Annotated in this window: 13 protein-coding genes; 4 read left to right on the top strand and 9 right to left on the bottom strand. The window is 58.4% G+C overall.

Going from position 1 to position 22,096, the window contains the following annotated elements; all coding sequences use genetic code 11:
* Positions 1 to 9: 9 nt before the first annotated feature.
* From HFP54_RS04145 to HFP54_RS04115, 7 genes are all read right to left on the bottom strand, one after another.
* Positions 10 to 1,182 carry a hydantoinase/oxoprolinase family protein gene (locus tag HFP54_RS04145; protein WP_168564128.1) on the bottom strand — a complete coding sequence of 391 codons (1,173 nt, stop codon included), beginning with the start codon at positions 1,180 to 1,182 and terminating at the stop codon, positions 10 to 12.
* The gene (locus HFP54_RS04140) at positions 1,179 to 2,225 is read right to left on the bottom strand and encodes an ATP-grasp domain-containing protein (protein ID WP_168564127.1); all 1,047 of its coding nucleotides are present in this window, start codon (positions 2,223 to 2,225) and stop codon (positions 1,179 to 1,181) included. The genes HFP54_RS04145 and HFP54_RS04140 overlap by 4 nt, the downstream gene beginning before the upstream one ends.
* 165 nt (positions 2,226 to 2,390) lie before the next feature.
* Entirely contained in the window at positions 2,391 to 2,711 is a 321-nt protein-coding gene (locus HFP54_RS04135) for a metal-sulfur cluster assembly factor (protein ID WP_168564126.1), read from the bottom strand.
* Positions 2,712 to 2,764: 53 nt separating this feature from the next.
* Positions 2,765 to 4,072: a Fe-S cluster assembly protein SufD gene (gene sufD / locus HFP54_RS04130; protein ID WP_168564125.1), complete on the bottom strand. Its 1,308-nt coding sequence runs from the start codon at positions 4,070 to 4,072 to the stop codon at positions 2,765 to 2,767.
* 59 nt (positions 4,073 to 4,131) lie between these two features.
* Positions 4,132 to 5,538: a Fe-S cluster assembly protein SufB gene (gene sufB / locus HFP54_RS04125; protein ID WP_146412794.1), complete on the bottom strand. Its 1,407-nt coding sequence runs from the start codon at positions 5,536 to 5,538 to the stop codon at positions 4,132 to 4,134.
* An 84-nt stretch (positions 5,539 to 5,622) separates the two neighbouring features.
* The gene (gene sufC / locus HFP54_RS04120; protein ID WP_168564124.1) at positions 5,623 to 6,438 is read right to left on the bottom strand and encodes a Fe-S cluster assembly ATPase SufC; all 816 of its coding nucleotides are present in this window, start codon (positions 6,436 to 6,438) and stop codon (positions 5,623 to 5,625) included.
* 79 nt (positions 6,439 to 6,517) lie between these two features.
* Positions 6,518 to 7,273: a helix-turn-helix transcriptional regulator gene (locus tag HFP54_RS04115; protein ID WP_168564123.1), complete on the bottom strand. Its 756-nt coding sequence runs from the start codon at positions 7,271 to 7,273 to the stop codon at positions 6,518 to 6,520.
* 355 nt (positions 7,274 to 7,628) lie between these two features.
* Here HFP54_RS04115 and HFP54_RS04110 point away from each other — a divergent pair, with 355 nt between their 5' ends.
* The 4 genes from HFP54_RS04110 (at position 7,629) to HFP54_RS04095 (ending at position 20,352) form a co-directional block, all read left to right on the top strand.
* On the top strand, positions 7,629 to 8,222 hold the full coding sequence (locus HFP54_RS04110; RefSeq protein WP_168564122.1) for a peroxiredoxin: 594 nt from the start codon (positions 7,629 to 7,631) through the stop codon (positions 8,220 to 8,222).
* A gap of 67 nt (positions 8,223 to 8,289) precedes the next feature.
* Entirely contained in the window at positions 8,290 to 8,970 is a 681-nt protein-coding gene (locus HFP54_RS04105) for a hypothetical protein (RefSeq protein ID WP_168564121.1), read from the top strand.
* 337 nt (positions 8,971 to 9,307) lie between these two features.
* Complete coding sequence (locus tag HFP54_RS04100) at positions 9,308 to 13,312, top strand: hypothetical protein (RefSeq protein ID WP_168564120.1); 4,005 nt, start codon at positions 9,308 to 9,310, stop codon at positions 13,310 to 13,312.
* A 17-nt stretch (positions 13,313 to 13,329) separates the two neighbouring features.
* Positions 13,330 to 20,352 carry a hypothetical protein gene (locus HFP54_RS04095; RefSeq protein WP_168564119.1) on the top strand — a complete coding sequence of 2,341 codons (7,023 nt, stop codon included), beginning with the start codon at positions 13,330 to 13,332 and terminating at the stop codon, positions 20,350 to 20,352.
* A 102-nt stretch (positions 20,353 to 20,454) separates the two neighbouring features.
* On the opposite strand, the gene panC is transcribed toward HFP54_RS04095, so the two are convergent.
* Positions 20,455 to 21,321, bottom strand: a complete 867-nt coding sequence (panC, locus tag HFP54_RS04090; protein WP_168564118.1) for a pantoate--beta-alanine ligase — start codon at positions 21,319 to 21,321, stop codon at positions 20,455 to 20,457.
* A gap of 284 nt (positions 21,322 to 21,605) precedes the next feature.
* Complete coding sequence (locus tag HFP54_RS04085) at positions 21,606 to 21,911, bottom strand: HU family DNA-binding protein (RefSeq protein WP_145300321.1); 306 nt, start codon at positions 21,909 to 21,911, stop codon at positions 21,606 to 21,608.
* Between the last annotated feature and the right edge of the window lie 185 nt (positions 21,912 to 22,096).

Below are 22,096 nucleotides of genomic sequence, written 5' to 3'. Positions count from 1 at the left end.
CGACACCAATCACGAAGGTTCGCAGTGATCGTCGACCGGCATCAGTCTGGCGACGGCATAGGCCGGCGCAACGCGGCTGATCGCCGGTCCCCAGTGCTCAGCCAATCGGATCAGTGACAACCGATCGCCGACATGACCATCGCCCCTTAGCACGACGTCCAGATCATCGGGCAACAGCCAATCACCATGCCCGCTGATCACCAGTGTCGTGCCGTTCGTCGCGGAGTCCCCGCGGGAATCCTGGTCGGACACCGCACGTGACGCGGCATCGCGAATCCGATCGGATGCGGCCTGTTTCACCTGTCTCGCCATGAATTGGGCCAATCCCAAGTCCACGCTTCGCCGGTCCAAACCGACCATCCGAGCGATCCGGTTGATCGCGGATGAAATCGTTCGCGGACATCCGTCGGCGGTATCGCAATCTTCCTGGTCTTCGGGCACATGACCCAACAATAATCCGACGTCATCCAGCGTCGCAAACTGCTCTCGCATCACCGGGACGTCGATCAAGTCACCATCGCAGTGCATGGCATCATTGGAGACCGTGGCAACTCCGGTTTGCAAAGCCTGTGGCATCAGCAAGCTACAAACAATCGATTGCACCGGAGTCCGTCGACAGCCTAAGTAAGCCAACTGACCTTTGCAGAGACGGTCGAAGTCGGTGTGCGAATCGGTTGCGACGAGGCCGTTTCGAAGCGGAAGCAAATCGCAAGTGGTCGAACCAATATCGATCAGCCAGCCGTCGGAACAAACCTTCGCCGCCACGTAACTGGCCAACGCATGCCAGTTGGACGCCGCGGCTTGATCGACACGCTGCTTGACCAACTGCGAATCGACGAAGCGACCATCGACACAGTAAAAATGGACGCGCTGACGATTGACGCCGATGCGTTCCGCCGCTTGGACCACCGAGTCGGTGATATGAGCGACACCGACGGCACGATCGACGTAGCAATCGGCCAACTCACCGGTCATCGTCACCCCGATGGTGCAATCGGCGGGTGCATCCACATAGAAGCCCTGCAAGATTTTGGCGACGGCGGCTGCCAACCGATCCGGTTGCTTCCAAAGCGGAAAAAACACGTCTGCGGCATCACCGGCATCGGTTGCGGCCTTTAGATTCGCACCGCCGATGTCCAACCCGATTCGCTGCCCGGGTCGCTTCGCAGCCGACCGCTTCATGGCCGGCCGGCATCGGACAACGGGATTTCCGTCGCCACCGCGATATCACCTTCGCTGGTCCAAGACACGTCATCCACACCGACATCACAACAGATCGCTTGGGTTTCGATGCCCAGGATTTGTGCCGCCAAGTTGCATGACGTCATGCGACGCAGCCCCACGTAAGAAGTCGTCAGACGCGGGTTGATTTCGATCACGCAATCGTCACCGGGACGATCCCCCAAAATCAAATCGATCCCAATGTATCCACGCGCCCGTGGCGGCATGGCTTCGATCGCACGTGATGCCAGAGCCATCGCACGCCGTTGGTCGTCATCACACAACGGCCCGCGACCACCGGAATAAATGCACGTTTCGACATCAAAGAATTGTGCGGCCGCCGGTAAAAATTTCAGTCCCGCGTCATCGGCGATCAACGCAATCGAAACGGGACGTCCCGGCCGGAATTCTTGCAGGATGTCTTGGGGCGTCATCTGGCTGATGGCCGTGTCCAAGTCATCGAACTTGGCGATCATTTGCGTGCCGCAACCGTCACGAGGCTTCAAGATAAATCGATCGCACTTGGACAACGAACGTCGGTGTCGCCGTTCGCCTTCGGCCATGAACAGCGGATGCTTCACCCCGGCGGTGTGCAGCGTTTTTGCGGTCAGAATCTTGTCGCTGGCCACTCGCAGAAAGTCGCCGCTGCCGGCAACACAATCGATCCCAGCAGCCCGCAGCATGGCGATGCCCTGGGCCAGGTGCCCGTTGCTTTCCGGTGCCACGATGATGGCGTGATCGCAACCGGTGGCCGATTCAATCCATTGGGCCCAGATCGGACCGCCCGCAGGATCAACGGGACGGATCGAAAGGTGATCGACATCCACCAGCGACGGATTCAAACGCGTATCGACGGGCGTCACCACATCGGCGACGCCAGTCGTGTCTTCGACCAAAGCCGACAGCATTGCGGCGCCTTCACGACGCAGGCTTTCGGGAATCCCATCGACCGAAGTATGCAGAAATCCGCCACCGCAAATGAATTCTGCTACAAAAACTCGCATCGAATCATTTCATGTTGCTTGCCGCGGCGAACACCGTTCGGCCCGGCAAGGGTTGCGTCAGAATGCACTTTGGAGCCACCCGTCGTGCCCGTTTTATCTGGAAACGAAACCAGAAAACCCGACATTTCCAGTCGAACGGCATGGGCAGGCCCACGATTCGACCGATCAGAAAATGCCCAAATGATCTCTGGCTTCGTCCGTCATCTTATCAGGTGACCACGGGGGGTCCATGACAACCTTGACTTCGCAGGTCTGGACTTCATCCAGGCTTTCGGCGGCATTTTTGCATCCGGCGACCAACTGCGGGCCGGCCGGGCACATCGGACTGGTCATCGTCATTTCGACCGTGACATCGTGTTTGCCTTCGTCGTTGGGTTCACCAATGTCGACCAGATACACCAATCCCAAATCAACAATGTTGACATACAGTTCGGGGTCGATGACTTCTTTCAACGCTTCGCGAACCTTGTCTTCGGCCAGCGCCATGGCTGTTTCTCCCTGAAAATTGAAACTTCGGTCTTCGGTCGATCGTGACCGAATCAGCTGTATTCGCGGACCTGACGTGCGATTGCCGCCCCGAGGGCCTCGCGAACGCTTTCGATCGTAATGCGATCGAAGATCTGTTGAAAGAATCCGGTCACGATCATCCGCGTGGCTTCGTTGCGTGTGAAGCCGCGACATTGGGCGTAGAAAACCTGTTCTTCGTCCACCTTCGACGTCGTGCTGCCGTGAGTACAGCGGACATCATCGGCTTCGATTTCCAGTCCTGGAATCGAATCGGCTCGCGAATGATTCGACAGGACCAAGTTATCGTTTCGTTGGTAACCGTCCGTCTTTTGCGCTACCTTGTCGACCTTGATCATTCCTTTCCAAACCGTGCGGCTGCGGTCTTGTTGCGCGGATTTGTAAAGGAAATCACTGTGACAGTTCGGAGCCTTGTGGTGCTGCATTGTGTGGAAGGCCAAGTGCTGGCGGCCTTCAGTGAACATCACACCATTGACTTGGCTGTCAGCGCCCGGTCCCACCAAGTCGACCGTTTGGTTCACCTTGGCCAATTGTCCACCCATCGCAGCGATCGTCCATTGCAAAGACGCGTCGCGATCGACAACCGCCTTTTGGTGTGCAAAGTGGTACGTCTTTTGACCCCATTCCTGCAGGTCAACAAAGCGGAGATGCGAACCCGCTTTTTGAATCAGTTCGATCGCTCCCAAATGCAACCCACCGCCGTCGGCATCGACGCCGTTGGATTCATGCAACACGGTGGCCTCGGCCCCTTCCTCCAGCACGATCAACGTGTGCGTCGTGTCGGTACCACCGTCGGACAACAGCGAACTGATGTGCAGCGGTTCGGTCAGTGCAACACCGCGAGGGACGTACAACAATTGACCGCCCGACCAAAACGCCGCGTGCAGCGCCGCGAACTTGTCATAGTCTGGATCAAACGCGGTGAACAAATGCGGGCGGATGATGTCCGCGTGATCGCGGCACAGTCGTTCCAGGCTGCCGAACAGCACGCCTTTGGCAGCCCACTTTTCGCTCAGCGATTCCTCGGTGACTTGGCTGTCGGTCGTGTGGATCCAGCCGGCCAGATCCACACCTTCGGCAAGCTGTGCACGCGAGGGCAAATCGTCGGCGACTGGTCCGCCGGGTACCCCGTATTTCTCTAATTGAAAAACACGAATGTCGGTGCGATTCCATTCTTCGCTGCGCCGCTCGGGCCAGCTCATCGCGGCGGCATGTTGCCAAGCTTCGCGTCGCAGTTCGGTCAGCCAATCCGGTTCATCACGTGACTGCAGAAAACTTTCCAGTCCCGCCTGGTCGAATGCGATGGTTGTCGTTTGTGTCATGTATCTAAGGATTCAGGTTCAAAAACGTTGTGCGTTGACGAAATCACGCCCGCGTCGAATCAGCCGACGCTGCCTTCCATTTGCAACTGGATCAGGCGGTTCATTTCGATGGCGTACTCCATCGGCAATTCTTTGACCAACGGTTCGATGAACCCGTTGACGATCATGGTGCTGGCCTCGGCCTCGGTCAGTCCGCGACTGAGCAGATAGAACATCTGTTCTTCGCCGATCCGTGACACGCTAGCCTCGTGTCCGATCTGGACATCTTGCTCGCTGATTTCGATGTACGGGTACGTGTCACTGCGGCTTTCGGGATCCAAGATCAACGCATCACAGACGACGTTGTTCTTGCTGTTGGTCGCACCGGGGGCGACGTGAACCAAACCGCGATAGCTGCTGCGACCGCCGTTCTTGCTGATCGATTTGCTGATGATCTGGCCGGTCGTATTGGGAGCGTTGTGAACCAATTTCGCACCGGCATCCTGGTGTTGGCCGCCATTGGCAAACGCGATGGAAAGGATTTCACCGCGTGCGCCCGGTTCCATCATGTGGACCGCCGGGTACTTCATCGTCAGCTTGCTGCCCAAGTTGCCGTCGACCCATTCCATGGTCGCGTCTTGATAGGCGTAAGCCCGCTTGGTGACCAAGTTGTAAATGTTGTTTGCCCAGTTTTGGATCGTGGTGTAGCGACACCGCGAACCCTTCAAGCAAACGACTTCCACAACGGCACTGTGCAAGCTTTCGCTGGTGTACATCGGGGCCGTGCAGCCTTCGACGTAGTGAACGCTGGCACCTTCGTCGACGATGATCAGTGTCCGCTCGAATTGCCCCATGCTTTCTTCGTTGATCCGGAAGTAAGCTTGCAGCGGGAAATCGATATGGACGCCCGGCGGAACGTAGATGAACGAACCGCCCGACCAAACGGCACTGTTCAACGCGGCGAACTTGTTGTCGCTGGCCGGAATCACCGTGCCGAAATACTTACGCAGCAAGTCCGGGTGTTCGCGAACGGCCGAATCGGTGTCGGTGAAGATGACGCCCTTTTCAAACAGGTCTTCTTGCAACGACCCATACACGACTTCGCTTTCGAACTGAGCCTTCACACCGGCCAGGAACTTTCGTTCCGCTTCGGGAATGCCCAACTTTTCAAACGTGTCTTTGATTTCCTGCGGAACGTCATCCCAGGTTTTTCCCTGGTGATCGGTCGGCCTCAAATAATAGTAGATGTCTTGAAAATCGATATCGATCGCACCGCCCCACTTGGGCATCGGACGGCTTTCAAATTCCTTCAGCGATTCCAGACGGAACTTGCGCATCCAGTCCGGCTCTTCTTTAATATCGCTGATCTGGTGCACCACTTCTTCGCTCAGGCCTTTCTTAGCCTTGAACACGCCGGTGGTTTCCGTGCGGAAGTTGTATTTATTGATTTCGCCGATTTGATCGGTTTCGGAAACGTCCGTGGACATAATGACCGTCTGAATCGTTTGAGTGATGAAAGTGTTTTGATCGATGATCGATGGCGACGCCGTGCATCCCGGCGCCCCGATTGGTTAAACCGCAGCTTCTTCGGCCAACATTTCTTGGTTGGCGGCTTCGGCATCGGGATAAGCCGCGCGAATGCGGTCGTAACCCTTTTCATGAAGCTCTTCGGCCAATTCCTTACCGCCCGTTTCCACCAAACGGCCGCCCAGCATGACGTGGGTGTATTCCGGCGGATTGTGGACCAGCAGTTTGTCGTGGTGGGTGATGATCAACAGCCCCATCTTTTCACGACCGATGTCGGCAATCGATTCGCTAGCCAGACGAACGGCATCGGCGTCCAAACCACTGTCCGTTTCGTCCAGAATCGCGAACTTGGGATGCAGCATGGCCAGTTGCAGAATTTCCGCACGCTTCATTTCACCGCCACTGAACCCGTCATTGACGTAACGGCGTGCGAATTCGGTGTCCATTCGCAAATGAGCCATGCGTTCTTTCAATTCCTTGCGGAATTCACGCATCGGAATCAGTTCTTCGCCCTCCTTACGATCCGGGTTGCGGACGTTGGTCGTCGCGTGACGCAGGAAGTCGGCCATTTTCACGCCGGGAATCGCCATCGGACGCTGGAACGCCATGAACAGCCCGGCACGAGCACGCTGGTCGACTTCCATGTCCAAGACGTCTTGGCCATCCAGTTCAATGCTGCCGCCGACCACTTCGTAGCCGGGATGTCCCATGATGGCCAAACCCAAGGTGCTTTTGCCGCTGCCGTTGGGGCCCATCAGGGCGTGCGTTTCGCCGTGACGAAGGGTCAAGTTCACGCCGCGCAAGATGGGTTTGTCGCCGACGTTGACACGCAGGTCTTCAATTTTCAGTACGTGAGTCATCGCTGCAGTGGTTAAAGCGTAGGAATCTGTAGAGCGAGAGAAAGGTAAAAAGGAGCCACGGCCCCGACGAATGGATCGTTCAACGTTCTTGTTGTTCTTGGTTCGTGTCATCCGCAGAGTCGCTTGTTTCGGGCGACGCGGAAAACTGACAGCGGTCGTCACCGTCCAAACGACAACTGCTTAACTGAACCTGCTTCCCCAAAGCTTCGGAAAGCATTTGTTCTTCCAAGCGACACATCGCACGATCGTGCGACGCAGCTTCGGTCAACGACGGATACGGGCAGGCGGTGATGTCCAAGACGGGCAAGTCGTTCGATGCCAGCGTCCGCACATCGGTTTCAATACGCTCGCCGGCCAAGACGCCCGCCAAGCGTTTCATGCGTTCTTCCAGCGACAGGTCGCTAAGGACCGGATCATCGTCGTCTGCGATCGCTCGAATCTTGGCCAAATATTGACGTCCCAGTCGTGACGCCACTCCGGCAACCACGGCATCTCGGACTTCGGCGTCGTCGATGGCCATGATTTCACGCCACATCGCATCCGCCAATTCGGCCGGATTCGCACCGGCACGTTGATGGCCCAAAACCGTCAAACCGTACCGGTAAGTCGGTCGGCCGCGTCCGGCGACTTCCTTTTGCCGTTCGATCAGACCGGCCGACAGCAATCGATCGATCCGTTGGCGTACCGCCGTCGCGGTCACCCCCAAGGCATCGGTCAGATCGCCGATGGTCATCGATTGCCCACCCCGCAAAGCGGACAGCAGTTCGCGATCGACCGAGCGCAAGTCATCGCTAGCCGCGGCGGGCTGTCGTTGCGTCGGTTGTTGCTGGGTCATTGAACGCTTCAAGCACGAGTTCAAATGGAAATGCCGCGGGTCCCGAGCTTTCGACACCACACATTGCGGTGACCGGAAGATTGCGATGATCCGAAAACGGCCAAAACGCGGGGGTTCCGACGCCCACGCCCAGAAAGTTCCGCGTGACGTCGTAGTGCCCTTGCCCTTCACTATTCCAGATTTCACAATTTTGACAATCCTTGCTGTGAAAAACCGCTGGGATTTTGCCGTGCGGTGCGACCCATCGCCGCAGGGGCCGGTTGTCGGAAGCGTCCGGTCATCTAATAGTGTGGACGCATTGAGCCAGACACATCGTTTTTCAACTTCCACTCACCGAAACATTTCAAAAGACACCATGGCAGTACTCGTCACCCAGGAAGCTCCTGATTTCAAAGCCCAGGCCGTCATGCCCGATGGTCAATTCAAAGAGATCTCGCTCAGCGATTACCGCGGCAAATACGTCTTGCTGTTCTTTTGGCCACTAGATTTCACTTTCGTCTGCCCGACCGAAATCATCGCGTTCAGCGACGCCGAAAAGGGCTTCAGCGACCTGGATGTCCAAATCTTGGGCGTCTCGACTGACAGCCATTTCACGCACTTGGCTTGGACGAACACCCCGCGAAACGAGGGTGGCATTGGTAAGACGGCTTATCCGCTGGTCGCCGACATGAACAAGCAGATTTCCCGCGATTACGACGTGCTGCTTGACGGCGGCATGGCGTTGCGTGGGCTGTTCTTGATCGACAAAGACGGTGTGGTCCGCCACCAAGTCGTTAACGATTTGCCGCTGGGCCGCAGCGTTGATGAAGCACTGCGGATGGTCCAAGCCCTGCAATACTTCGAAAAGAACGGCGAAGTTTGCCCGGCCAACTGGAAAGAAGGCAGCCGCACGATCAAGCCGTCGGTCGACGACAGCAAGGAGTTCTTCGGCGCCGAATACGCCGGCTGATCGGCACATTCCTTCGTCCGATTTTTACTTTTCAAGCGTCGGTCAATCGTTTCGGAGCACCGTCCCCATGTGGAATTTGATCAATCCGGGTGTCGGGATCTGGAACGCCACCGACGCAGAGATTCGTGTCGAAGCCGTCGGTGGCGGCCAAGCGGTCTCGGTTCACTGCGGCGGTCAGCAGGCCGTCCGATTCCAGGCGGTCGGAGATGACCAGTTCCCCGAATTGGGCGAATCTTTCGTCCGCGGGGACCAGTGGCACTTGTGGTTTCCTCAGGGGCAGGGCAGCTATTCCCTGCAGCTGGTGCTGCAACCGTTCACCGACCGAGCCGGCGGGCTGGTCATCGACACGACGGTTTCGATCGAAACCACGCTGCTGGACAGCCATCCGACGATCGACCTTGTCGCGACCGGCGACGGTCTGTCGGCTGAAACGTTCCCTGCCGAAGCGGAATGGTCACGACAATCGGGACATTCCGGCGGCCCCGGCGCGGCTTGCGTGACATCGGTCTTTGGACCGTCGTTGGCGACGTCGGTGTTGCTGGGGCGACGCGATTACCCCTTCACCATGGACTTGTCCGACGACGCGGAAATGCGTCTGCGTCTGTTCGGTGAATTTCTGGAAAAAGGCGTCATTCGACGCGCCCGGCCGTGGATTCGAATCGACCAGCAAACAGGACCGCTGGACGATGACCTGATCGCCCAATTGTGGGCCCAATTGCAAGATTCTCCGTTGCCGCTGGCCTCGTGAACCTTTGGCCGCTGCGGACTGGTCCAGGGTCGCACCTGAACCATTTCGTGCCGATCTGTTGTCATGACTGTGTCGTAGGACCTTCGCCGCCGGCTGCGGGCGGGGTGGGGATTTTCCGGTTTTGACGGTTGTCACCTTCACGCCGACACTTGGTGACGAAGGGGTTGTTGGAAAGGGACAGTTTGCTACCCCGACGTTGATGTTTGCGTAGACTGGGGGCTCTGCAGGCGACTTTAACTGCGTTCGAAATCGGGACCGCCAACGCCCGACGCCGCAAAGAGTGCGACCCGACATCCCGGCGTCGCACGCCATCACCCTTGTCCCGTTTCATTCGTTGATGAATCCCACGCCGCGCCAACGCCCGGAATCCGGAATCGGCCAACCGCTGAACCGGTGTCCGATCGCCATCATCCTGGCGGTCGCGCTGGTTTCATTGGCGTTGCCGAAAGTGGCGTCATCACAACCACCGGGAACCGAACCGCCGACGAATCGACCGCAAGAAAACGGTGTCATCGGATCGTCGCCAGAACGTCCAACCGGATCGTCGTTGTCGGTCGAAGCGTTCGTGTATTTGGACGAGGCCGGTGACCCGGTGGTACGCCCGGCGATGAGCTGGGAAGAATTCGAACGAATCCGCCGACTGGCCCAGGGCTTGGGGGCAACATCCCAGACTCACGGAAACATGTCGCTGACAGTCCAGGGGGACGTGGACCAAGACAGCGCGGATTTGTCGGTCACCTTGTCGGTCGATATCGATTCGACCCAGGGTCGTTGGGTCAGTGTTCCGTTGCGAATGGGCAACTTCCATCCGTCGGGCGAATTTGAAATCGTCGAATCAACGCTGTCGGGCGACGATTCAACCGAATCTTCTTCCGCCCCCGACCCGACCGCCACGACGGAAACCGACACGGATGATTCCGACCAAGGTTCCGACACCGAAGACGACGGAGCCGAACCAATAGACCAAGACGATTCGGACGAAAAGTCAAACGCGGGCGAACCCTCAGGCGATGACGCTGACACTGAATCAAATGACCACAGCGATGGCGGTGATTCTGATTCGAACGACGACAATGATTCGGACAGCGAACCGGACGAGACCGACGACGAACCAGCCGAAACGACTGACCCCGAGCTTTCCTCAGAAGCACGAGCCGTTGCACCGGAGCCGGACGTACCGACGACATCGCCGCCACCACCGGCCGGCCGTCATCGGATCACCATGGCCCCCGACCGATCGGGTTTTGTCCTTTGGTCATCGACCACGCGTCCGTGCCGATTGACAATCCAGGTTCCAGCGGTGGTTCGCGTCGGAGGCGAAAATGGACTACGCCATGTGGACTTTGATTTGCCCGTGGCGACGTCGCGAATCGTCATGAATGTCGAAGGCATCGGTTTGACATCACAGGTGATCGGCCGCGGTGACGAAGTCAGCGAACAACGAACACTGGGGGATCGCACCGTTTTATCGGTCGACAGCGCCGGTGGGCAATTTACTTTGCAATGGTCCAAGGTCAAACAGCGTGCGGTCGCGTCGGACATGCTGGACGCTTATGTGAACGCCAAAGTCACCTGGGATTCGCCACAAGACCAACCAATTTTGACGTCTCAATTGACGGTCCGAAATCTTCGTGGGGACTTGACGTCGTTCACCATTCAACTGCCGCCGGAAACTGTGTTGCTGGACACACCGACGGTGGATTCCAATGTCGAAGTCGCCGAATTGGAGCTGCCGGACCCTGGCGAATCAGCGGGCCGAATGACGGTGACGCTGATGGAAAACGAGCGAGTCAGTCGCTTGGATTTGACCATCAATTTGCAGGTCCGCAATTCAGGAGCCGACGCCACCGACCCACTGTCATTGCGAGTCCCTGAAGTGGTCGACGCGGTGTTTCAGCGAGGCGAACTACGGTTTCTATGCAGCGAAGACTATCGATTGCGTTGGATCAGCCGCCCGTGGATCCAAAGCGTGGTCGGCCGCACCACCGAAGAATTGTCGACCCGCCGCAGCTATTTCTTTGACCTGGATCGGGCCAACGTGGCGCTGCCCGTTTGGTTGACCGCGAAACAGCGTCAGCTTCGACTGACCAGTGACATTGACGTTTCGTTACATGATTCGGCATTGACCGCCACGATGACGGTTCGCCCGAGCGGCCAACTGGTCGGCGGCGGCGGTCTGAAGGTTGACCTTTCGGACTGGACCGTCCGGTCAATCGTCGACGTGGACACCGGCGTCGATTTGGATGCCTTCAGTGACGGAAGCGTGCGTGAAATCGAAGTCAGCCAATTGGACACCGGCGATCTAGCGGCCTTTCAAATTGTCGCCGATCGAACGCTTGCACCGGAGCAAACGGCCGTCGACGTCGCGCTGCCGCGGGTGATCGGATTGGATGACACGACGTTGGTTTCAGATGCCAATTTGCGGATCATCCATGCCGGTCGATCACGACTGATCGTCGACTTGGAACAGTCGGTCGGTTTGGACCCATCGGTCACACAACCCAACGACGGATCGGTCGAATCCACGTTGACATCGTTGTACCGGATATTGCCGACCGGCCAGCCCACGCGACTGGTCGGCACCGTGGTCAAACAGCCCCAGCAGGTTTCACTGCTTAGCGACGCGACGCTGGAACTGGACGGCGACGCGATCCAAGTGACGATCGACTGGACAGTGACTAGCCCGTTCGACTTGGAAGGCAGGTTGCCGGTTCGCTTACTGCGCGATCCATCGGCGGAATCCAACTCGGCCACACGGGCCATTGACGCGGATTCCGAATCGACCACCGACGCATCGCTTTCGACCGCGGGGGATCTCAATGACGATTCATCGGATCCGCCGCTTGGCGAAACCCAAAGCGATGATTCCGCCGACCCCACGCCCACCGATCCATTGGCCGATTGGATCGTATGGGTCGATGGATCGTCTGCGGCGATTCGACCGCTGGGCAAAGATCGGTACGAAATTGTTTCGGAACAATTGACCGACGGTGCCCGGTCCATTCGATGGCGTTACCGGGTTCCGGTCGCCGACGTGGTCCCGGAATCAGGCGTATTGACGGTGGCATTGCCACGACCGGACACGTCGGAGGTGATGATGCGCAACGTCCGCCGTGTGCTGCTGCGCGGCGACGCGTCACGCGACTTGGTCTCTATCGATCATCCCGGGCGTTCCCAATTGGAATTCGCCCGCCCCACCAGCCAACCCTTGCGTGTCCGTGTTTTGAACAAGGCCAAATCGGTGCACCGAACGATGGTCCGCCGCGCGGTGGTCCGTTCCTTTTTGGGGCAAGACGTACGTCACGAACAGGTGTTCGCCCTGGTCGAAGGCGGCGAAACTTTCCGTTTGGAATTGGCACCGGACCTGCGTCCGATATCGGCCAACGCGACCATCGACGGACGCGATGTTCCGGCAAGGCTGCGGGACGCCGGAATGGAAGTCACGTTGCCGTCGACCGGTGCGGTGCAGACAGTGCAATTGGACGTTTGGTTTGATATGGACCGACCGCCGGTGTGGATCCCCGTGCGTCCGTTGTTGCAGTTCGTCACGGGGACCGAACGTGTTTATTGGCAAATTGTTGCACCGCGTGATCAGCACATTGTCTGGGCGTCGCCCACCATCGGTCGAGCGATGTCGTGGCGGTTTGATCGCTGGCGTCTGGCCCGTCGCCCTACCGAATCGGACAGTAATTTGGCGACCTGGGTTGGGATCGAGTCACTGCCGCGTCCGCCGGGCGGCAATATCTACCTTTACGTCGGCAGCAGCGTTTCATCGTTTTCCGTGCTGGCATTCAGCAGCATGTTGCTGTGGCTGCTGATCGGTTCGATCGTCTTGGGCTTTGCGGCACTGATGACGGCGACCCCGATCGTCCGCCACCCGATGACCGGTGTCGTAGCGGCCCTTTCGTTGGCTGGTCTGTTGCTGGTTGCACCTGATGCAGCCGTGCTTGCCGGCCAGTGGCTGGTGGTTTCATTGGTGTTGCTGGTCATCATGGTTGCGGTTCGCGCATTAATGACCGACCGTCAAGCTTCACGCGTTTTGTCGCCCAGCAACACGCCGCGGCCGGCCACCACCGGCAGCACGCGTCATTCGAACAGCCCCGACAATGGGTCGGGTGTCCAATCCGATTCGGCACTTCGGCATGGCGGCGGTTCGAAAGCCGGCAACTCACCGTCGATCGATCCCGACGCGCTTTCCAAAACCGAAACGCTTGATCGTCGTCCCGGCGATCCAGAACCTGCCCTAGGCGGGCCGATGTTGCCCCCCAACGATCCGGCCAGCACCCGTCAGCCGACGTCTTCACCCCAGCCATCCGATTCTCCGTCGCGGCGCAATGAATGATCGGTGGAGGTGAATTCATGCGAATGATTGTTCCATCGGTTCGCGGCACGATCGCCACGTGGCTGTTGGCATCATGGTTGGTCGGCTTCGGTGCCACCGCGGTTACGCTGGCACAAGACATGACGTCGGACTGGATCAGCGGCAACATCGATGCATTGTCATTACCGGCAACGGATCCCGACGGTCGTCGATTGCGCGGCGTTGGCGTGTACAAGGGTCAGTACCGTTTGATTCCCGACGATTTTGAAGCGGTCCGAATCGATCGCTTGAAAAAACTGTTGCGGCCGGACCGGGACGACACACCAGGATCCGGCAGCCTACAGCGTTCGGTCTATCGCGCACGACTGGAAGGCTTGATGTTGGTCGGCGACGAATCGCAGTTTTGGTGCGACCAACCCACATCCGGAAAATCGCCGGACGACAGCGTCCGAGCCTCACTGCATCCCACCGTGCTGTTGGGTGCAACCAATCTGGCGATTCAACCGGCCAGCAGTTTCGCGTTGGGAACCGACACGACCGGATTGCTTCAAGACCACGCCGGCAATCTGTATTTGCGACGTTCCGGGTCATCTGAAACCACGTTTCGCTGGGCCGCCCGCGGATTGGCGACGCCGCAGGGAATCGAATTCGATTTGCAGATTCCGATCGCCGTTGATTGTGAACTTCAGATCGAAACACCGGCCGACGTCGGGCTGACCAGCGACGTGGGCGTGGTCCGGCAAGAAGGTTCCATCGCGGGCGAGTTCGCCGACGACGATTCGGCACGCCGTCGCTTGTACGTGGTTCGGGCCGGTGGGTTGGAACGTTTGCGTTTGCAGTTCAGTCGTTCGGATGCCTTCCGCAGCGCCACCCCCATCGTCGTGCGACGGGTGCGGACGCAGTTGGAAATGTCGGCATCGGGCATCACTTGGCAACACCGGTTGACCATCGAATCACCGTCGGACGACAGGTTGCCATCGATCGATGTCCCCATGGGCTCGGTCGAATCGGTCGAGATCAACGGTTTGGAGGTGCCCTTTGTCTTTACGCCGCGTGGTCAATCGTCGGGACAACTGGACGTGGCGGGTGAACTTTCGAATTTCGGCACCAGAAGCGAAGACGATCAGGGCACCGGGCTGGCATTGATGATCCGTGGGCACTGCATTCCCGCTGGCTACGGCGAGCGTCCATTTCAACTGCGTCGACCAAGGTTCCGCAGCACCGGTGTATTGGAAGCAGTGACCGAAGAACAGTTGCAGATTCGTGTCGAAAACACGATGTCGTTGACGTCCAGCCAATTGCCCGACCATTGGCGTCTGGCTCGGGTGCAACCAGGTGTCGACGCAAGTGTTTGGCAATGGGAAGGTCCGCCGATCGCATCGAATCAATGGATCGGATTGACGGTGATGCCCCAAAGCGAACTTGGGCAATGCTTGGCCACGCTGCGTTTGCAGTTGGATGAACCGGAACACCAAGCTCAGATGTTGTTGGAATTGCCGATGGGGCAGGGCGGTTTAAGTCCTGTCGAACTGGCCATCCAACCGGGTTGGGACGTCGACCAGATCAGCTTTCCAAATTCCGGTCGAATCCGTGAACGCTTGGGACCGCTTCGGCGTGGCGGAACCATCACGCTGTGGCCCGAATCCGCAGATATAGTGGATCAGCGTCTATTGATTGAGATTGCGGCGCGCTTCCCATCACGGCGTCTGTCGGACCGTCGCCGCATTCCCGCGACCTGGGTCGCTCGTGTCCAAGGTGTGGCCACTGACTTGGCGGCTCAGGTCGAACGTCCCTCCAGCGGCGTTTGGGACGACCTGACGTTATTGGCATACCGCCCCAGTCGGCCGAACGGTCTGTCATCACGACGCCGCGATTTTCTGGAACCCATGTCCAACGATTCGTTGTTCTTTCGCAACGATATGGCAGCGGTTCCGCCGCTGCGGTTGGCACCGCCGCGGGAAGATTTCGATGCTCAGGTGAACGTCGATTTCCGTCAATCGGCCACGGAGATCGTTGAAACCGTTCGTGTCCTGATTGCATCAGGGCGTGCACCTTCGGAGCTTTCACTTTCGATCGACGATCACGCCGATCTGCCCGAGTATCAATGGGGAATGGTGACCGACGCTGGCGGTCCGATGACAGCGATTCGAGCGGATCAGACGCGGACGACCGAAACCAGCGACCGACGGATTGTCCGTTTCGATATTGCAGCGCCCACCGCGACCACGATGACGCTGGTCGGCACCCGCCAGTACGCGATCGCGAATTCCGGCGTTCGTCTGCAATTGCCATCGGTCACTGGTGCGGGACAACAGGACGCGTCGATTCTTTTGGAAGACCCTTTGTTTGCGACCGCTTCATCGGGAACCATCACTCCAACGCCGCTTCCGATCGAACAAGCCGCTGCACCGGAGTCACGTTTCATGCAGCGTATGCGTTACAACCCCGACGATCAAGTCGCCATTCGTTTGCGTCGTCGGCCTGCGCATCCCGGGCGCACCGACGTTTGGCAGCAAGACACCGAAATGATCGTGTCCAGCCGTGGCAGCGATCAAATACGATCCGAATTGGTGATTTCATCGGACCAGACGATCGTCATCGATACACCATTGGACTTGCAATTGGAAACGGTTCGGCGAAACGGGTCACTGTTGGAAGTCGGCCAGATCCCCCAGCACCCGATTCGCTTGCCCGCGACGGCGGCGGGACAACGTGACACCATTCGATTGACGTTTGTTCGCAGTCGTTTGGGCACTTGGTCGGCCCGCAAGTGCCGTGTGCCGTGGATTCGACCACGCGGTGTCGTTTGGCAATCGTCGATGCGATTGTTGCCGTCATCGGAAACCATGCTGCTAAGTGATTTGTTCCGGCCACGTCATGACAGCGTTGCGGGGATCCGAGTGACACCGGCGACGACCGTGTTGCTGTTGCGCCGAGAACTACTGTTTGCGTTGGGCTGCTGTGGTGCTTTCGTGTTCTTCGCGGCCGGATGGTTCGTCAGCCGGTTCCAGTTGGTCTTGTCCGCTGCGATTGCGTTGTTGCTGGCGACGTTTTGTCTGCTTTGGACCGAGTTCACCGTCGCGTTTGTCGGCTGGATACTGGTGCCCTGGCTCGTGGCCGCCTTGCTGCATACATCACTTTGCAAGATGGATCGAAATGACAGGCGTCAGAGTTCCAGGAATGACCCCAGCGGTTCGTTTTCACTCTCACTGACTCGGTCAGTGCTGTGGTTAATGCTGGGCACGTCGTTGGTGGCTATCTCGGGCGTCATGCCGAAGGCGATCGGACAAAGCGAAACGGCACCCGCCACGCAGACCTTTGACGTGGTCGATGTCCTGTTGCCCTTTGACGAAAACGGTTCGATCGTCGGCAACCACGTCTATGTACCGATCGCTGCACTGCGACATTGGGAATCGATCCAGCGTCGTTCATCCACCCTGCCGCCGCTGTACCACTCGGCTCGGTACACCGTCCAGTTACAGCAGGTCGCCGCCGACGAAGTTTTGCCGATGCCAACCGTTGAAGCGGAGTTCGACATCCGACTGGACGCCGCCACCGGCAGCGTCCGCTTGCCGATCGACGCGGACCTGATTCAGCGTGTTGAACTGATACGTGACGAAGGCAACAGCGTCGTTCGCTTTGCGGAGGCGGCGGAACCCGACGACGCCACCGGCGCGGCATCCGACGTGGGTGGCCTTCCATCATCCGGCACCGTGCAACAGTCATCCGATGCCGGCGTCACCAGCGACAACGCCAACGGGTTGTCAGCCGATGCATGGACGGTGGTGACGATTCCGTCGACCGATCAAGTTCGTTTGCGTTTAACACTGGTACCGTCGATTGACCGCGAAGGTTCCACCGTTTCTCTGGCGATGCCGATTCCGCGGATCGCTTGTGCCCAATTGTTGGTCGTCGATCAACGTGGCTGGGACAATATCCGTTTGAACCGTTGCGTCGGTCCGATCGAAAATGATCTTAGCGGTCGTCTGCGTTCGGCCGTGTTGGGGCCCATCGATCGCATCAGTTTGGATTATCAGTCGGACTTGACCGAAACGTCGGCTCGCAAAGATGTTCTTCAGCGTCGCTACTATGTTCAGGTCGGACGTCATCAAACGGTCATCGACTATGAACTGACACCGCTTGGAAAAACGGAAGCGGGTGATCGAGTCCAAGTCTTGTTTTCGGATTCACCACCGACGCTGATTTCCGACAGTTGGCGAATCGTGGACTCGGTATTCACATCCAGCGGGCGAACGCTGGTCGATTATCAGCGAATCGCGGCTTCCGATCAGCCGATCCGACTGGTGGCCGTTACTTGTCCGGCCTGTGATTCTTCGCCTCGGATCGATGTCGACGGATCAGGAGCAGCGTTTCCCGAATCGGGAACCGCGCTACGCACCGATTTGGTCCTGCCGTCGGCGCTGCCGGCTGGCGGCGATCCTGTCACACCCGTCTATGTGGCGCTGGGTGTCGCGCCAGACATCAGCATCGAATTTGAAACTGAGTCGACCGCGGTGGTCGCCGAGCGGACCGACGAAGTGATGACGCCCGACCAGTTCTTTGCGTCCTGGAACGGTTTCCGCAGCGTGGCACAATCGGTCCAGGTCTTTTCCGGTGTCATTCCAAAGATGATCCTCCGCGTCCGCCCGGGACCACCGATCCTTTCCGAGTCGATTCATCACCTGCATCTTCGCGATGTCGACGATCGGCCTGATTTTCCCGGCCAAAGCAGGCCGGACTTGGTGGAACTGCAGTATCGTTACACGACGCTGTTGTCACTGTCGTCGGCACAAAGTCCCACCGAATTCCCGGTGACCCTGCCGCCCGGCTTCGAATTGCACTCGGTAACGGTCGACGGTGAAGCTGCCGTGACACGTGTGCTTTATGGTCGCGGTAATCGCCAGACGTTCCTGGTGCAGGTCAAAGCCCCACAGGCCAAAGGCACTGCTGAATCGTCCGGCGTCGCTTCAGAAGCAATGATTCGATCGCGGCTGTCGATCGCAGCCACGCGACGTTTGCGCTCCGATGCCCCCTTCGTCTGGACCGACCTTTCAATCTGGCCGAGTCCGGGCGAGATGCAATTGACGACGCCGTCCGTTCAGCATGTCGTGACGCGAGATCCTGAGATCACCATTGATACTTCGCCCGCCGGTGCAAAGGAGCCAACACAGAATGGCGCATCCACCACCGTTGCTTGGCCGGGGCAAACCGTGGCTGAATCGACCACCGGTTTCTCTAACGCCGAATTGAACGATAAAGGCTGGGTCCAAGTCGCCGCGTGGAGCACGCTGCCGGGCCAGGAACCTCCGACTTGGTCCGGCCAACCGATGTGGATCCGAACCGAGGGCGTGCGGTACCGCTGTGACACCACCACTCGTATCGAACAAATCGACGGCGAGTGGGGCTTTGAATTCCAGATCGATTTTCGACCTCGTGCACCGGAGATCGTCGACATCGCGGTTCCCGCATTGTGGTCGATTGACTTGAACGTCCAGGGCGCCGATCGATGGCTGCAGCAACCCGGCCCCGACGCCAGCCGCCAGTGGATTCGCATTCGCCGCCCCATCGGTGATGCCGGCGACACCTCGTATCGCCTGACCGGAAGATTATCCACCGTGGACCGCGGGTCCATCGCCGTTCCCGATTTGGAAATCCGCGACGTGTCGGTGCGACGTGCGGTCGTGGAAGTGCCACAGCAGGCGTCCGGACAACCGCTACAGTGGCGAACCAACGGTGTCGACCGCATCCAAGCCCCCGCGTCCGGCCCCAAGGTCGACCCGAACAAACCATCCACCCAGGCGGCGTCCACCGATGCGTCGGCTGGTCGGTATTCCATCCGGTCCGATCAGTGGTCGGTCGACTTGGTCAGCCAGACCCGCAACAACCGACCGCTTTCGGTAGCCACCCAAGACGTTCGCGTCATCGTACGTCCCGACAGCACCCTGGTGGCATGCCGCTACTTCGTGGTGCCCGAATCCGATCTCTCGTTGGAAATACATTACCCCAGCTTGGCGAACTTCTTACGTGCCTCCGTCGACGATCGCCCGGCCGTCGCCAGAACCGCGTTGGTCAGCGGAACCGACAAGACCAACGGCGAACAGACCAACGGCGTGACCGTCGGCTTGGCCTACGCCGAACTGCCGCAGATCGTCGACGTCTTGTTCGAATATCCGTCGGACGCGTTTGGGTCCAAGACGTCCGATTTGTCCGCCATTCTGCCGGTGGTCGAGCCCAACTTTGCACCAGAACCTTGGTCGGTATCCGAAACCCGTTCGAACGATGCCTTATCAACCGGTCGTCCGGGCGTTTCGTCATTGACCCTGCAAACGCTGACCGAATACGCATCGTCATCGGGCGGCAATGATCGCAACGGACAAGTCATCAGTGATTGGATCGCCGACGAAAACGAACGACGATTGTTCGCGTTGGCCGAATCGATTGTTGACGTGGTCGACGGGGCGAAAGATTTGATTGCCGAAAAGCCGGCGGCGGAAATGGCGACGTGGCTGACCGACTGGGCCGAAGAATTTCGGTCGCTCGAACAAGCACGTTTGCGGATGATCTCCAGCGACGATTCGGAACAAGATCAACGCTGGCAACAGTTGCGTGACCGCTTTGCGGCCGTTGCCGTCTCACTGGACGTGCCGCTGGATGACGAAGGTGATTCGCCAGCGGAGTCAACGTCCGGAAAGTTTGCCACGATATGGGCACGAGTCATCGATGGTCCCAACACCGTTGTGCCGAGCGAAGATTCGATCAACGACGACGCCTGGCGATCACGATTGCAATTTTACCAGGTGGCACAAGCCGACTTGAGATGGCTATTGAATAACGTGCTGATCCTGTTTGTGACCGTCATCATCACCGTGCTGGTGTGGCCTCACCGAAGATCGATCGAAACCGTCTTGTCCCATCCAATTTTTTGGCTGGCGTTACTGTCGGTTTGCCTCTATGTCGTCGCGCCGCCGCCGATCGCAATCGCGTTGACCATGATCGTGATCTGCTTTGCCGTGTTTCCCGGCGGAGGTTCGCGTTGGTCGTCGGCCAAGGCGAACCAGTGACTCCGGGGTAGCCGATCAAAGGAGCGGCAGGGCGCTGGCCGCCAGCCTCCCGACGACTGCTGCACAACAAACGAAAGCTGTCGTGACGCTTTCATGCTGCGTCTAATCGGTGTTGCCGATCACCCGATTGTCTATCAATCGAGTCGATCCCACCTTCGCCGCGATCAACGCAATCGCATCGGCCGTGACCGTGTTCAACACGCGTAGGTCATCGGCTCCACGGACCACTGCGTAATCGATGGAATCCACCGGCGGATGCGATTTCCCAGATTCGGTCAGTACCGCATGCATGATCGACTGCAAGGCGTCGGCGTCGCGGTTGCCATCGGCGTAAGCATCACAGCACGCCTGCAGTGCCGCGGACAATCGCTTTGCTGTTTGACGTTCGTCTGGGTTGAGATAACGGTTGCGACTGCTCATCGCCAATCCGTCCGCTTCGCGAACGATCGGCGCGTCGATGATTTCGATGTCGACATTCAAGTCACGCACCATCGCGGCGATGACCAACAGTTGTTGATAGTCCTTGCGTCCGAAAACCGCATGTGTGGTCGGTAAAATTTGAAACAACTTCAAGACCACGGTGGCCACGCCGGCGAAGTGACCGGGTCGCAGGCGGCCCTCCAAATCGCCCGCAACATCGGGTGGCGACACGGCGGTGCTGAATCCGGTCGGATACATCGCCGCTGCGTCCGGTAAGAAAACCGCATCGGTGCCGACCTGACGCAGCAATTGCAAGTCTTCCTCGGGCAATCGAGGATACTGTTCGAAATCCTCGCCAGGCCCAAATTGGGTTGGATTGACGAAGATGGTCGCGATCGTCTTCTCGCAACGTTGCCGCCCAAGTTCGACCAAGGAAAGGTGCCCTTGGTGCAGCGCTCCCATGGTCGGCACCAGCGCGGTGCGGTGGCCTTCGGCGCGTTGTTGGCGAACCCAGTTTCGGGCTTCGTCGATTTGTTGAAAGACTTGCATCGGTCGCTCTATCAGATTTGAACCGGACCTGCTGTGCAGACATTCTGGGCGGGTCTGCTGGGCGGGCTGATCAGGCAGGTCCACAAAAAAAACCGAAGTCGGTGAGTGACCGGACTTCGGCTTTTTTGATTAGAAATAGCGGTGTTTTTCAACACTTCTGGCCGGCCGGCGGTGTGCCTGCGAGAGTCACACCATCCGAGTCCGGACGCTCAGGATGATCAACGTCGTGGAGCCGGAGCTTGCGGTTTGATCAACCGCGTCCTTCCGGTGGTTCCACCAACGAATCAGATCATTTCCTTCAGACCCTTCAGCGGACGGATCACGATCTTCTTGCTGGCCGGTTTGGGAGCCAACCAGATTTCGCTGCCATCGGCAGGGTTGCGTCCTTTACGTTTCGGCTTGGCGGGCACGTCGCGACGGACGATCTTGCACAGACCTGGAATCGCGAATTGTCCAGATCCTTTCTTGCCGAGCTCGGCACGGATCTCTTCGGTCAATGCATCAAAGACCGCAGCAACGTCTTTTTTGGACAGCTCGGTCGCTTCGGCGATGTTCGCCAAGATTTGAGTCTTGGTCGGAGCCTTGGCCATGGGCGATACCCTTTTGAAAGTGGCGGTGACAAAGTGGTTTTGGGCCGGAAAATCCAACGTCCGGTCAACTTCAGGGAAAGGTGATAAGTCGGCGGGGGGATCCGTGCAAGCGGGCACATCGCAAAAAACCCAACGATTTGCGGGGTTTTTCGCCGTGGTCTTGACTGGCGATGACGGATGTGGTT

Origin of the sequence: Crateriforma spongiae (assembly GCF_012290005.1) — a bacterium.
Lineage (GTDB): Bacteria > Planctomycetota > Planctomycetia > Pirellulales > Pirellulaceae > Crateriforma > Crateriforma spongiae.
This window is presented reverse-complemented; position numbering and strand designations above follow the sequence as displayed.